Source organism: Streptomyces sp. NPDC048644 (assembly GCF_043199105.1).
In the GTDB taxonomy this organism is placed as follows: Bacteria; Actinomycetota; Actinomycetes; order Streptomycetales; family Streptomycetaceae; genus Streptomyces.
Genome location: NZ_JBICVO010000006.1, coordinates 517,440 through 530,438, shown reverse-complemented (window position 1 = coordinate 530,438; position 12,999 = coordinate 517,440). Strand labels below are relative to the sequence as shown.

Sequence of the window (12,999 nt, the reverse complement as noted above, 5' to 3'; positions counted from 1 at the left end):
ACTCGGCAGCCCTTCGACGAGCAACACGCCTTCACCTCCTCCTCAGCCGATCTCGCGGTCGCGGCTTGACTTCTTAGGGACGTGAGATGTCTCTCTGTGGGCCCGTCCCGTGCCGGCAGCCACCGTGCCGACTCCGAAGCCGGGATCAAAGGGACGCTGCCCCGCTCCCACCTGACCAAATGCGCAGGATCCGGCTTGCACCCGTACGAGATCAGCCCTGCCGCAAGTTGGCCCCCAGGGCCAGAAGCACGCCCGGACTGCCGATGCGGTTGCCGTCAATCACTGCCGTCAAGAGAAACACCAGAGGCCCCGTCGATTCCTCGACGGGGCCTCTGGCCTGCTGTGCGCTCGGCAGGATTCGAACCTGCAACCTTCTGATCCGTAGGCGGGTGCACCGCCGTGGCCAACGATCGGGGTCCGCAGATCATCGGAGAGTTCACGGCCTGCACGACCACCGAAGATTCCGCCGTGATGCGTCGTTGTACGCCTGTGTTGATGTCAGCGATCGATGTCAGGCCATCGGCGCGAGCAACGCCGAAGCACTGGCGGGCCACCCCTGCAGAACGGTAGGTTAAAGCTCAGAATAGGTCACACGTTCGGTTTACCTGGGGGCGCCACCATCAACGCCTGGTTCATTTTCGCGCAACACTTACTGAGATGAGGTAGAGTCATGTGGCATGAGCGAACAGCAGGATGCGCTTGAGGACCTTGAGTCCAGTGGTGTTCTCGCGGCCCTGGCATGGGCCAACGCGTCGGCCTACCGGCGCACCATGGAGGACTACGACCCCGACACGGGGCATGATCAGGGCTGGGTTGGATCTACCGCCCACAGGCTCTTCGTTGACCGACTACACCGGGCATTCTCCACGGGCAAGCACAGTGTGGATTCACCTGAATCCGCTTCTGCCGGCCTGGACCTCGTGGCTGCCGGACTGGCCCCAGGCGAGCACCGCAAGATGCCGCTCATCACCCCGGGCCTGGTGGTCCGGTCTGACCTCAACCAGTCTCCGGGCTGGCGGTGTGGAGATTGGCGCTTCCTGCTCACGTCGTTTGTCTACGGGGAGAGCAACCGCATCCCGTGGCCACAGAAGAGCCCCACCAAGCAGCGCGTCGCTTCGCAGGGGCAGCCGACCGGGTGGCTGGACCCTCACCCCACCCTGTTCGGCGAGGAGCTCGATTCTCTCGCCGCCGCTATCCAGGCACTGAGGGACGAGGATGCGGAGCTCAACGCGACAACACTCATCGCTGCCCACAGTATTGAACGAGAGCTGAGTATCCGAGAACTTTACTTGGGGCGCTCTCGTTTGAATCGTGGGGGCGGAGATGCCTGGTACTGGAAGCATGATCTACTTGCTGCCAGCCCGGGAACTCGCACTACCGAATCGATTCCCGCTTCGCCCGGCCCTCTTCCCGGATCGCCCGGCGTCCAGGACGCACCCGTTCGTCTTCGTCGCCAGCCGTCGGAAGGGAGCGGAGAGCGCTACCAGGCGTCGGGACAGAACGACAAGTAATGAAACGAGTGGATGGTCATGAATTCCTCACGCCGCACAGATGTGCAGGTTGGTGACGCCTCTCGCCTTTTCGACGGACGACGTTTGACGCTCGCGCGACAGCTGATCGGCTTGCGGAAGAACGCCCTCGCGGCAAAGATCGACAAAAGCCCCACCGCTGTCGCGGCGTACGAAAACAATACGAAACGCCCAGCTCCCGCGACGGTTGCTCAACTATGCCTGACACTTGGAGTGGATCCAGGTTTCTTCCTCCCTGGCCCTCACCAGTCGACAGCTAGTGACTCCGTACCTCACTTTCGGTCATTGCGTTCGACGACACAATTGGCGCGAGACCAAGCTTTTTCTTACGGAGTGATTTCTGGAGATGTAGGCGCAGCTCTCGAACGGCACGTCGAGTTCCCAGAACCCAATCTGCCGCGCCTAAGCGTCGACGTGGAAGATGAGTCGAGCACCCTTCCGGAGGAGGCGGCTCGCCTCCTCCGGAATCACTGGGACATCGGCTCAGGACCAGTTGGCCACCTGGTACGCCTGGCGGAGAACCACGGCGTCGTGGTGGTTTTCAGCCCCGCACAGACCGCCGCCGTGGACGCCTACTCCTTTGACGACGGCTATAGGCCAACGGTGGTGCTGAACCCAGCCAAGGAGGATTACTACCGCCAGCGTTTCGACGTCGCCCATGAAATTGGACACCTCGTAATGCATGTAGATGCCGAACCGGGAAGCAAGGTAATCGAAAACCAGGCTCACCGTTTCGCAGCCGAACTCCTCCTCCCAGAAGACGAGTTGCGCGTTCTCTTGCCCAGCAAGGCGGACTGGAGAATCCTTGCAAAGCTGAAGGAGACTTACGGCGTAAGCCTTCAGGCTCTGCTGTACCGATCCAGGGCCCTGGGCGTCATGAGCGACGTCACGTATCGCAATGCAGTCGCCTATTTGTCCTCGAAGGGATGGCGTCGCCGAGAGCCAGGCGAAATGCCCGCCGTGGAACAGCCGTCACTTTACCCAAAGGCGGTGGAGATTCTTTCGAGCGTAGGGATGGACGAACTCTCATTGGCAAACGAATCCCGGGTAACTCCAGGGATATTCCGAACAGTGACAGCCAGGTCCCCTGTACGCGAGGATCTATTTCTTGAGACCCAAGAAATAGAGAGCACAGACGGAGTGATCCCTCTGTTTCGAAGCAAGAATGATAAGCCCGGGACTTAAGTCCCGGGCTTGATCAGTTCCTGGATCTCTGCGTACAGACCCCAGGCCGGGATGGGCCCGATCTGGGGTCTGTGTCTGGGACCACCTTCGAGACCGGAAGACGCGTGGGCTGAGACCACAAGTGAGACTGAGCCGTCCACTCCGGAACCGCCTGGGGGCTACGGCCGTCCACGCGGCCGCGGAACGACGATGTGTAGCCGCTGGAGACCGTACATAGCAGCCTGGAACGCAGCACCGATCTCGCGGGCCCTCTCCTCGGTCTCGATCGGCCACATGGAGATGTAGTCAGCCCCAATGTTGGCCTGCGCCACGGTGCCATCCAATACCAACGCTTCAGCCGCGGACTGCAGGACGGTCACCGCCTGGTCCGGGACGTAGGGCTTGCGGCTGGCCATGGCATCAAGCTCCACCTTCCAGCGCTGCCCATGGCGAGCGATGCACACAAAGATCGCGTCGTTGGCCTTGGCATTTTTGTAGGCAGCACGGTGGGCTTCCAGTTCGGTGCAGTCGGGGATGAGTGCAGCTTGGAGAGGCATTCCGGGCATCGGCATGCTCACATCGTCGCAGGCACTCACGCCATTAATCAGGCGAACAGAGGGCAATGGCGCCGCCTCACGCCCCAACTGAGACGTGCCGCGAGCCCGTCGGAGTCTCTGACGACTCCGAGTTCAGACGCGTGCCGCAGGCTGTCAGGGGTTGATGTCAGCAGGAACCCGACCCACTGCCAAGAGGTGAGAGCTGGCAGCGAGCAATTCCGGATACGGCTCTGCCATTCGAGCCGCCTCCATTGCAGAGGCAATCAGCTCATCCGTGGGCCCCTAGCCCGGCTGTTGCTCGGCAGCCCTTCACGAGTGACCACGCGGGCCCCTCAATGCCGAAGACCTGAACATCCATGAGTCCGGCTGCGGCCAGCTCCGCAACAAGTTCTTCGGCGCGGTGGAAGTACGCCAGGGTGAAGCGCCTGAAAGGTCGCCCGGTTCGTCGCGTGCTCCCCCGGCACGTGGCGGAGCAAGCAATCCAGAGGGCGTCGACGGGACTCCCGCCGGCCGAGTGCCGCTCCACCATCCGCAACGCACTGGACTGGGTCATCGCCCACGCCACCCCACGGGAGGCAACATGACGGCCCCGTCGCCCCCCGCCCTGGATTGCCTCCCCCCTGCCACCGACCACCCGCAGGCCGCCGCACAGGCTGTGGATGCTGCGGCCGTGGGCGCCCCCAAGGGTGGCGCCGAAGGCGTCCTTTCAGCTCTTCGCCCTGACCTGCGCCCGAGCGATGACCGCTGCCCCATCCCGTGGCTGCACATCATCGCCCCGCGCGACGCCGTCCCCACCGCCACCTCGAAATGCGAGTGCGGCCGCGACCACAGCGCTGTCGGTGAAGCCCGCGTGCTTGCACTCATCGACGACCACACCACCCACCGCGACCTGTGTCCCCTGCGCACCCCCCAGGAGAAGGAGGGCTGCCGCATGAACACCTCCCCCGAAACGGAGGAACTGCCCCCGCCTTCCAACTCGCTCGCCGACTCATCCCGGACCGGCAGACGGAAGCCGGTCAGCTCGTGTGCCGCCGCTGGCACGGTTCGTGGATGCGCTGGACGGAAACCTGCTGGCGCGAGGTGGACGACGCGCCGATGCGGGCGGGTATGTACACCCGCCTGGAACACATCGTGTTCAGCTCTCCGGGCAAGGATGGTGCGCCCGAACAGCGTGACTGGGCACCCACGAAGCAGAAGATCGGCAACTTGCTCGACGCCTTGGGCGCCGTCACTCTCCTGCCCACCGACACCGACGCTCCCGCCTGGATCAACCAAGAGGAGACCGATGCAGCGGACGGTAGCCCCATCGTGGCCTGCTCCAACGGGTTGTTGCGCATCAGGGACCGTGCTCTTCTCCTGCACGGTCCGGGGTTCTTCAACCTGGTCTCTATGCCGTTCGCCTACGACCCGCAGGCCACCGCCCCCATTTGGGACGGGCTCCTGCGGGAGATCTAGTCCAACGACGCCGACGCCATCGCCGCTCTTCAGGAATGGTTCGGCTACGTCCTCTCCGGCCGCACTGGCCAACAAAAGATCACGCTCATGGTCGGCCTCTCTCCGGAAAGGGCACCATCGCGCGAGTGTTGAAAAAGCTGGTCCGCAAGGCGAACCTCGCCGGCCCCGCCCTGGCCGGTCTGGGTACGAACTTCGGCCTGTCCACGCTGGTCGGCAAGCCACTGGCGGTCATCTCCGACGCCCGTCTGTCCGGCAACGACAACAGCCAGGTCGTCGAACGCCTCCTGACCATCTCAGGTGAGGACACCATCGACATCGATGGACCGTGGGCCGCGATGGGTCACCCAGAGACACCGCAAGACCGCAGCTCACAGGCTTGGGCCGCGACAGGCCGAGACCCGCAGCAATGTGACAGCAACTTCCCCCTCCCCTCTCCTTCCCCTCCCGGAGGTCTGGGTGCTCAGCGTCGTACCCACAACTCCTGAGGCCCTGACCGTCCCCGAGGCCATGACGGCCCTGCGCCTCAGCCGCTTCAAGGTCTACGGCCTCATCCGCTCGAACGAACTCCCCAGCAGCAAGATCGGGCGGGCCCGCCGTGTCCCGGGCGACAGCGTCCGCGCGTACGCGACCGATTGGAGGAAGCTGCCTGATGACCAAGCGACGCCAACGGCGGAGGGACCATCACGAAGTGCAAGGACGGACGTTTCCAAGCCGCCGCCTACGTCTACCGGACCGACGGGACGCGGACGCGGAAGTTCGTCTACGGGAAGACGTGCGATGACGTGGCCGACAAGCTCACGGAGTTGCAGGAGAAGACACGCCAAGGCATCCCCACCGCGTCGTCGACGATGGCCTTTGGCAACTATCTGACCTACTGGCTCGCCACCATCGCCCCGGAGCACCTCAAGCCCTCGACCCTGAACTATGAGGGATTGACCCGTCTCTACATTCGGCCGGCACTCGGCAAGAAGCGGTTGAACCGGCTGTCCCTGACAGACATCCGCCGCTTTCTCACGGAGTTCAAGAGCGCCTGTCTGTGCTGCCTGCGCGGTGCCGACCGCAATGCTGCAAGCGTCTCCCCTCTGCTCGGACCGTGCAGTACATCCACGCGGTCCTGCGGTCCGCGCTTCAACAGGCAATGCACGAGGAGCTGATCGCTCAGGACGTCGCGTGCATCGTCGAAACGCCGACCGTCACGCTCAAAGAGATGCATCCCTTGGACACTGCGGAAGTACGGCTACTGCTCAAGACCGCTCGCGCCCACTGTCTGTATGCCATGTGACTCCTGCTTGTCTCCACCGGCCTGCGCTGAGGCGAGGCACTCGCGCTCGCCTGGTCGGACATCGACCTCAAGAACGGCCAGCTCCGGGTGCGGCGGAACGTGCAGCGCATCAGGCGGGAACTGCTCTTCGGTACGCCCAAGAACACGCGGTCCATCCGCACGGTGCCGCTCCCCCGGCACCTCGTGTGGGCGCTCACCCAGCGCCGGGAGCAACAGGAGCGGGAGCACAAGGTCACCGGCCTGAACCGCATGCTGACCATCCTGTGCAGGGACGCGAACGAGCGGCGCGTGCGCGTGCACGACCTGCGCCACACCTGTGCCCCGCTCCTGCTCGCGCAGAGGGCAGATGCCCGCACGATCGTGGGGACACTCGGGCACAGCACGATCCCAATGGTGCTCGACAACTACGCGCACGTGATGAACACGACGCTGCGGGCCACAGCGGAGCACACGGACAACGCGCTCAATCTCGATGACTCCGAAGAAGAACCGGAGGGGGAGGAGAAGGGCGACTCTCCGACCGCGTTGACGTCACCCGCTGACGCCAAAGGCTCCCTGGACGATGTCCAGGGAGCCTTTGCTTTATGTGCGCTCGGCAGGATTCGAACCTGCAACCTTCTGATCCGTAGTCAGATGCTCTATCCGTTAAGCTACGAGCGCTTGGCTTTCCCGGCGGTTTTTCTTGCCGGTCGGCGTTGCGGGAACAACATTACATGAACCGCGCCGTGAGGCGAAATCCATTGCCCACACCACCTCTGACCTGCACAAACGCTCTCTTGGCCGGGTTCTGGGGGTTACTCGCCCCAGGGGGAGTCCTCGATGGTCCGGACGAAATTCGGGCGGGTGTAGCCCTCTTCGAAGCGGTCCAGGACGTCGGCCTTCACATTGCCGAACGTGGTCTGGGGGCGGTGGGCGATGCCGGCGTGGAAGGCGTGCAGGATGCGGCGCTTGAAGTCGGGGCGGGGATGGGCGGCGACGATCGCCTCGCGGGTCTCCGGCGGGAGGGCGTCGTAACCGATGCCCAGGACGTCCAGCTCGACGCCTGCGGTGACGAGGGCGATCTCCGGGGCCATGTGGTGCGGGATCTCCGGCGTGGTGTGCAGGGCGATGCCCTCCCAGACCAGACGGGTGCGGTCCTCGGGGATGCCGCGGGCGGCCAGGAAGGCGCGGGCCTCGTCGGCGCCGTCGATCTCGAAGCGCTGCTGTGAGGTGCGGAACTTCTCCGTCAGGCCGAGGTCGTGGAAGAGCGCGCCCACGTAGACCAGCTCGGCGTCGAATTCCAGGCCGTGCCGGATGCCGTGCCGGGCGCCGAAGAGGTAGACGCGGCGGGAGTGGTGGTAGATCAGCTCGTCGGTGACGTCGCGGACCAGCTCGGTGGCCTCCTGGGCCAGCTTGCTGTCGGGGACGGGGATGCCGGCGATGTGGAGAGGGGCGGCGGGGCCCGGGGTGGCGTTGGTCATGGGTCCAGCGTGGCGCGCGGGGCGGCGGGTGCCCAGTCCGCGGCGGACGGATGGCTCAAAGGTCTCGGGTGGCCGCCGGGCGGGGCGGAAGGGCGGAAGGCGGCCCCTCCTGGGGGCGCAAGATCGCGGAGGAGCCCCGGAAGAGCCGGAAGTCCGGAGGGCCCCGGGCGTCCCGGAACGCGTTCGGGCCCCGCTCTCGGAAGAACGGGGCCCGAACGAAGGGAGCGGAGGCGGAGGGATTTGAACCCTCGATGGGGGGTAAGCCCCAAACCGCATTAGCAGTGCGGCGCCATAGACCGGACTAGGCGACGCCTCCACACACCTCACGCGCGTCTGCGCGCTGTGGCGTGTCCAGATGATGGCACAGCTCTGCGGGCTGTCACCAATCGCCCCCTACGGTACTCGGCTGGCAGGCCCCCCGGCAAAGACGTTCCTGCACCGCAACGTCGGGGTCGGCGCCGCGTTAGGAGTGTCGGGGTTTCCTCCGGCAAACCGCCGTGTGCCCCGGCGCGTACGTGTCGCGTACCCGCCTTCGGTCCGTCCTCTGGAGCCCGTGATGCCGCACCGCCTGATGTTCCTGCTGACCGCTGCCGCCACCGCCGCCGTCTCCGTCGTGTCCACCGTCTCCGCGCTCGCCGTGCTCGCGCCCGCCGCGTCGGCCGCGCCGATCCCGCTCCCGGTCTCCGAGCCGCGCAACGCCACCGGGCCGAACCCCACCGGCCCCACCGGCCCCGTAGACGTCACCGATGTCACCGACGTCACCGACGGCTCCGACTCCGCCGGTGTCATCGACCGCACCGGTCTCCGGCCGCCCACGGGGCACCGCCGCCTCTGGGACGCCCCGGGTCTCCAGGACGCCGCCGATCACCTCACCGTGACCGTCCGCGGCTCCGGTTCGGCACGGACGGACGGCACCTTCGAGCTGTACTGCCACCCTGACGGGGGAAATCATTTCCGCGCCGCGGAGGCGTGCGAGCGGCTCGACCGGATGACGCGGTGGGGCAAGGACGCCTTCGCGCCGGTCCCGCAGAGCGCGAAGTGCACGATGATCTACGGCGGCTCGGCGACCGCGCGGGTCACCGGAACCTGGGCGGGACGCCGGGTGAACGCCGAGTTCCGGCGTACCGACGGGTGTGAGATCGCCCGCTGGGACCGCTTCGAGCCGCTGCTCCCGAAGACCGGTTCGTAACAAGATGCCCGACCCGGTTCGTGCCGGAGTGGGAGGGCAGGTCAGGACGCGGGGCACATGTCGGGCCTGCGGCGAGTCGCACGGGGCCGTGGCACCACCTCCTCGTCATCCGCCTCCGCGTCCCGGGCAACTGCCCGTAGACTCCCTTCCAGCGATCCGCCCCGACGGGTCGGCAAGGTGCGTAACAGGGAGGTCGGCCCCGCGACTGCGGGGTGGTCCCAGGGAGGAAGCGTCGTCGTGAGCAGCAGGCCATCCCGAGGCGCTGCTCGCCTCGCAGCCATACTTGACGCCCTCCCTGACGCCCTGTTGCTCGTCAACTGCAACGGCACCGTCGTCAACGCCAACACCATCGCGCTGGAAACCTTCGAGGCGCCCGGTACCGGCCTGGTCGGACGCGGACTCCTCGATCTCCTCCCCTCGTTCGACTCCAAGCGCATCCCCGGTTCCATGCGGCGCCGGGACGAGGAGTCCGAGGGCGGGCGCACGAAGCCGACGCGGATGGTGGCGCGGCGTACGGACGGGACCGAGCTGCTGGTCGAGGTGACCAGCGCCAACCTTGAGGACGGCAGGACCCCGTACGAATCGGCCTTCGAGGCCGCGTACGCCGATCACCGCACCGGATACACAGGCGACGAGCTGCTGATGCTGGTGGTGCGGGATCTGACGGGGACGCTGGACACCGAGACCGAGCTGGCGCGTCAGCAGCGGCAGACGGAGATGATCCTGCGGGCCGCCGCCGAGGGTGTGGTGGGCGTCGACTCGGAGGGCAGGGTCGTCCTGGTCAACCCGTCGGCCGCGCAGATTCTCGGGTACCGGGCGAGCGAGCTGGGCGGCAAGGAGCTGCACCCGCTGATGCATCACTCGCGGGCGGACGGCTCGCCGTTGCCCTGGGAGGAGACGCCGCTCGCCGACACACTCAGGTCGGGGCGCAAGCACCGGGTGCGCGGGCAGGCGCTGTGGGCGAAGGACGGGCGTTCGGTGTCCGTCGATCTGACGACGGCTCCGGTGCGGGACGGCGATCAGCTCGTCGGCGCGGTGATGACGTTCACCGACCGCCGCCCGTACGACGCGCTGGCCGCCCGGCACGCGCAGTTGCTCGCCGTCCTGGAGCAGGCGCTGCGCGGGCCGTTGGAGGAACTGACCGGCGAGCTGGGCACGCTGGCTTCCGATCCGGCGGGCCAGCTGTGGCCCGAGGCCAACCAGATCCTGCACCATCTCGCGGCCGGGCACTCCCGGATGACGACGCTGGTGGACAACGTCCTGAGCTATCAGCGCCTGGACTCGGGCGCGGAGCGGCTCAAGCGGGCGAAGGTCTCGCTCGACAAGGTCGTGGCGGCCGGTGTGGAGGGCGCCATCGAGCTGATCGGACCTGGGCGCGCCCAGTTCGCCGTGCACGCGCCGCCGATCGAGGCCACCGTCGACGCCGAGCGGATCGCGCAGGCGCTGTCGCACCTGATCGCCGATGTGGCGGGGGTGGACTCGACGGGCCGGATGCCGTCCGCTGGGGACGGTGGCGACGCGGGCACCCCTGCGGGGCAGGTCGCGGGAGCCCGTAGGGGTCCGGCGGGGGATTCCACGATCGTGGTCGCCGCGGCGAAGCGCGGTGCGGTCGTACGGATCGAGGTGCGCGGCCCGTACGGCGGCGGCGACCCGGTCCACGAGCCCATCGTGCGCGGCATCGTGCGGCAGCACGGCGGGCTGATGCAGACGCACAAGGTGCCTGGCGGTCCCGGCGCGGGCGGCAGCGCGTACGTGCTGGAGCTGCCGGTGACGCCGGACGGCTCGGTGCCGTCGGAGGCGGAGCGGGCGCGCGAGGCGACCGGGAACGAGACGACGGTGATGCCGTCTCCCGCGGCGCGGGCGCGCGGCACCCAGCGGGCCGGGAGCCCGGAGAGTGCCCGTGGTGCCGGTCCCGAGGGTCCGGGCGAGCCGGGCGGTGCGGACGGTGCCGCCGGGCCCGGTGGCGGGCGTCCGGGAGGCCGTGGCCCGGCGGACGGTGGAACGAACGGCGGCGCGGCTGACGGTGCCGGTGGTGCGGAAGGGGCGGACGGCGCGTCCCCGACCGGCCGTCGGCGTGCCCGGCACTCGGGCCCCGGGCAGGGGCCCGGCACGGATGGCTCCGGGGCGTCCCAGGGCGGCGAAGGACAGGGCGGCGGAGCGGCCGGTTCCGGAACGGACGGGGCGGGGCTGCCGCCCGGCATGGCGGGCGCCGAGGCCGTACCGGCGAGCGGGCGGCGGCGTGCGCCCCAGGGGGCACCCGAGGGCGGCGGACAGCCCGGTGGCGACGGTTCAGGGCCCGCGCATCTGACCCCCGCCGGGTTCCCGCCGCAGGCACCCCGGCCGTCGCAGACGCCACAGCCGTCACCAGGGGCGCAGACGCCGCCTCAGGGGCGCCCCCAGGCGCCGGGGCAGGGTCACCCCCAGGCATCGGGCCAGGGCGGGCCTCAGGGTCCGTCGCAGCAGGCCGGTGGCCGGCGGGCCCGTCGCGCGCTGGCCGAGGCGCCCGAGCGCGCCGTGCCGGGCGAGCGCGAAGGCAACGGACCGTCGTCACCGCGGCAGCAGGACCAGCAGCGGCAGCAAGGGCAGCACGGGCCAGGCGAGTTGGCGCCCGCCGAGCCGCTGTCCGCCGGTGGCGTCCGCTCACCCTTCGCGCTGCCGCCCGCCGCGGCCGATCAGGCCCCCTCGTCGCTGCCGGCGCTGCCCGCGCTCCCCGGCCGGATGCCCGAGCAGTCCGAGGGCACCGGCCGCCGCCGCGCCCGCCGTCCGGTCGCCGAAGGACCGGCCGGTGCGGACGGAGCGCAGCCCGGCCTCGAACTGGAGCCCGCGGTCAACTCCGGTACGCCGCAGGCCGATTGGCACGACGAGCCGACCGGCAGGCGGCGCGCACGGCGGGCCGCGGCCGAGGAGCGGGCGGCGGCGGCGATGGCCGACGCGGAGGCGTCAGGCACCTTCGTCGCGGGCCCTGAAGGTCTCGTCGCGCAGCCCACCGACGACGCGGATCCGTCCGCTGCCGACCCCGCGGGCGGCCACGAACCCGACGGCGCCGCCCCTGCCCCGACCGGCCGCCGCCGCGGTCGTCCCAGCCCGGCCGACACGCCGCAGCCAGGGCATTCCGGCGGCCACGCGCAGCCGCAGGACCAGGCCGCGCAGCCGCTCCCCGAGGAGGACGGCGGCCCCGCGGCCGGGCAGTCCCACGGGCGGGCGTTCCGCGTCCGCACGCTCGGGCAGGGCGCGCCGTTCGCCCAGCAGATCGCCGACCAGCAGCAGCGTCCGGCGGGCGCCCCGGGATCCACCCCGCCCGGCGGTACGCCGCCCGGCGGCACGTCCGCGGGTTCGGGCCGCCGCCGCAAGCTCGCCGCACCCCCGCAGGACGACGAGCGGGCCGCGGCCGACACCGCTCCCGCCGACACCCGTCCGCACCCCGGGCGCCCTCAGCCGCACACGCCGCCTCCGGGCCAGTCCGCGCAGCCGCACCAGCAGCATCTGCTGGGCGCCGGTGAGGGCCGCGCCTTCGCGATCTCCGCGCCGGACGAGGGCAGCGAGGGCCCCGAGCCGCTGGACGGGCCGAACGGCGCGGTCGAGGTGCTTGACCACCAACCGCCGCCGATGGACGACGAGTTGCCGCCCGAGCCGCTCGACAATCCGCGCCGGCTGCTGGTCTGGCCCGCGCCCGACGTCTCCACCCAGCAGGCGCTGAGCGACCGCGGTTACCGCCCGGTGATCGTCAACTCCCGCGAAGAGGTGGACGCGCAGATCGCCGCGTACCCGGCGGCGCTCTTCGTCGATCCGCTGACCGGGCCGATCACCCGTACCGCGCTCCAGTCGCTGCGTCAGGCGGCGGGCGCGGCGGAGGTCCCGGTGCTGGTGACGGCGGGCCTGGGGCAGGCCACCCGCGAGGCGGCGTACGGCGCCGACCCGGCGGTGCTGCTCAAGGCGCTGGCGCCGCGGGACAGTGAACAGCACCCGCCCCGCGTGCTGTTGATCGAGCAGAACGACGCCATCGCGGGCGCGCTGACCACCTCGCTGGAGCGGCGCGGCATGCACGTCGCGCGGGCCGGGGCGGACGCCGACGCGGTCGCCCTGGCGACGCAGGCGCGGCCGAATCTGGTGGTGATGGACCTGATGCAGGTGCGCCGCAGGCGGGCCGGCATCATCGACTGGCTGCGCGCCAACGGCCTGCTCGACCACACCCCCCTGGTCGTCTACACCGCCCCCGACATGGACCCGGCCCAGCTCACGGGCCTCGCATCGGGCGAGACCGTGCTGTTCCTGTCGGAGCGCTCCACCAGCGCCGAGGTGCAGGCCCGCATCGTCGACCTGCTCGCCAAGATCGGCACGAACTGACGGTGTTACGCGGGGCGTT

Annotated in this window: 10 protein-coding genes, 2 tRNA genes and 3 pseudogenes; 10 read left to right on the top strand and 5 right to left on the bottom strand. The window is 69.0% G+C overall.

The window, feature by feature from the left end:
- Nucleotides 1-677 precede the first annotated feature (677 nt).
- The 3 genes and pseudogenes from ACGFNI_RS17470 (at nt 678) to ACGFNI_RS17460 (ending at nt 2,714) form a co-directional block, all read left to right on the top strand.
- Nucleotides 678-1,511 (top strand): hypothetical protein, encoded by an 834-nt coding sequence (locus tag ACGFNI_RS17470; RefSeq protein ID WP_393684622.1) that lies wholly within the window; start codon nt 678-680, stop codon nt 1,509-1,511.
- Between the two features lie 12 nt (nt 1,512-1,523).
- Nucleotides 1,524-1,745, top strand: a pseudogene (locus ACGFNI_RS17465) (helix-turn-helix domain-containing protein); the annotation flags it as partial.
- 117 nt (nt 1,746-1,862) lie between these two features.
- On the top strand, nt 1,863-2,714 hold the full coding sequence (locus ACGFNI_RS17460; protein WP_393684668.1) for an ImmA/IrrE family metallo-endopeptidase: 852 nt from the start codon (nt 1,863-1,865) through the stop codon (nt 2,712-2,714).
- Between the two features lie 158 nt (nt 2,715-2,872).
- Here the strand turns inward: ACGFNI_RS17460 and ACGFNI_RS17455 are convergent, their stop codons facing one another.
- Both ACGFNI_RS17455 and ACGFNI_RS17450 read right to left on the bottom strand, forming a co-directional pair.
- Entirely contained in the window at nt 2,873-3,265 is a 393-nt protein-coding gene (locus ACGFNI_RS17455; protein ID WP_393684620.1) for a hypothetical protein, read from the bottom strand.
- 138 nt (nt 3,266-3,403) lie between these two features.
- A pseudogene (locus ACGFNI_RS17450) lies at nt 3,404-3,677 on the bottom strand (methyltransferase); the annotation flags it as partial.
- Between the two features lie 623 nt (nt 3,678-4,300).
- On the opposite strand from ACGFNI_RS17450, the gene ACGFNI_RS17445 reads away from it, so the two are divergent.
- The 5 genes and pseudogenes from ACGFNI_RS17445 to ACGFNI_RS17425 form a co-directional block, all read left to right on the top strand.
- Nucleotides 4,301-4,705: a hypothetical protein gene (locus tag ACGFNI_RS17445; RefSeq protein WP_393684618.1), complete on the top strand. Its 405-nt coding sequence runs from the start codon at nt 4,301-4,303 to the stop codon at nt 4,703-4,705.
- 125 nt (nt 4,706-4,830) lie between these two features.
- On the top strand, nt 4,831-5,190 hold the full coding sequence (locus ACGFNI_RS17440) for a hypothetical protein (RefSeq protein ID WP_393684616.1): 360 nt from the start codon (nt 4,831-4,833) through the stop codon (nt 5,188-5,190).
- 22 nt (nt 5,191-5,212) lie between these two features.
- Nucleotides 5,213-5,575 (top strand): helix-turn-helix domain-containing protein, encoded by a 363-nt coding sequence (locus ACGFNI_RS17435; protein WP_393684614.1) that lies wholly within the window; start codon nt 5,213-5,215, stop codon nt 5,573-5,575.
- Nucleotides 5,488-5,859, top strand: coding sequence for a hypothetical protein (locus ACGFNI_RS17430; RefSeq protein WP_393684613.1), 372 nt, complete (start codon nt 5,488-5,490; stop codon nt 5,857-5,859). The genes ACGFNI_RS17435 and ACGFNI_RS17430 overlap by 88 nt, the downstream gene beginning before the upstream one ends.
- 215 nt (nt 5,860-6,074) lie before the next feature.
- Nucleotides 6,075-6,347 (top strand): annotated as a pseudogene (locus ACGFNI_RS17425) (site-specific integrase); the annotation flags it as partial.
- A gap of 227 nt (nt 6,348-6,574) precedes the next feature.
- On the opposite strand, the gene ACGFNI_RS17420 reads toward ACGFNI_RS17425, so the two are convergent.
- The 3 genes from ACGFNI_RS17420 to ACGFNI_RS17410 all read right to left on the bottom strand — a co-directional run bounded on the left by ACGFNI_RS17420 (nt 6,575) and on the right by ACGFNI_RS17410 (nt 7,763).
- Nucleotides 6,575-6,647, bottom strand: a tRNA-Arg gene (locus ACGFNI_RS17420).
- A gap of 134 nt (nt 6,648-6,781) precedes the next feature.
- Nucleotides 6,782-7,447, bottom strand: a complete 666-nt coding sequence (locus ACGFNI_RS17415; RefSeq protein ID WP_393684611.1) for an HD domain-containing protein — start codon at nt 7,445-7,447, stop codon at nt 6,782-6,784.
- 225 nt (nt 7,448-7,672) lie between these two features.
- A tRNA-Ser gene (locus tag ACGFNI_RS17410) sits at nt 7,673-7,763 on the bottom strand.
- 240 nt (nt 7,764-8,003) lie between these two features.
- Here ACGFNI_RS17410 and ACGFNI_RS17405 point away from each other — a divergent pair.
- Both ACGFNI_RS17405 and ACGFNI_RS17400 read left to right on the top strand, forming a co-directional pair.
- Nucleotides 8,004-8,636 carry an SSI family serine proteinase inhibitor gene (locus ACGFNI_RS17405; protein ID WP_393684609.1) on the top strand — a complete coding sequence of 211 codons (633 nt, stop codon included), beginning with the start codon at nt 8,004-8,006 and terminating at the stop codon, nt 8,634-8,636.
- Nucleotides 8,637-8,873: 237 nt separating this feature from the next.
- Nucleotides 8,874-12,980 carry a PAS domain-containing protein gene (locus ACGFNI_RS17400; protein WP_393684607.1) on the top strand — a complete coding sequence of 1,369 codons (4,107 nt, stop codon included), beginning with the start codon at nt 8,874-8,876 and terminating at the stop codon, nt 12,978-12,980.
- Nucleotides 12,981-12,999 lie beyond the last annotated feature (19 nt).

What these genes read in the sequence shown, in the direction of transcription:
- ACGFNI_RS17470 (WP_393684622.1), top strand. Translation starts at nt 678, where the DNA reads ATGAGCGAACAGCAGGATGCGCTTGAGGACCTTGAGTCCAGTGGTGTT.
- ACGFNI_RS17415 (WP_393684611.1), bottom strand. Translation starts at nt 7,447, where the DNA reads ATGACCAACGCCACCCCGGGCCCCGCCGCCCCTCTCCACATCGCCGGC.
- ACGFNI_RS17455 (WP_393684620.1), bottom strand. Translation starts at nt 3,265, where the DNA reads ATGCCGATGCCCGGAATGCCTCTCCAAGCTGCACTCATCCCCGACTGC.
- ACGFNI_RS17405 (WP_393684609.1), top strand. Translation starts at nt 8,004, where the DNA reads ATGCCGCACCGCCTGATGTTCCTGCTGACCGCTGCCGCCACCGCCGCC.
- ACGFNI_RS17445 (WP_393684618.1), top strand. Translation starts at nt 4,301, where the DNA reads ATGCGCTGGACGGAAACCTGCTGGCGCGAGGTGGACGACGCGCCGATG.
- ACGFNI_RS17435 (WP_393684614.1), top strand. Translation starts at nt 5,213, where the DNA reads ATGACGGCCCTGCGCCTCAGCCGCTTCAAGGTCTACGGCCTCATCCGC.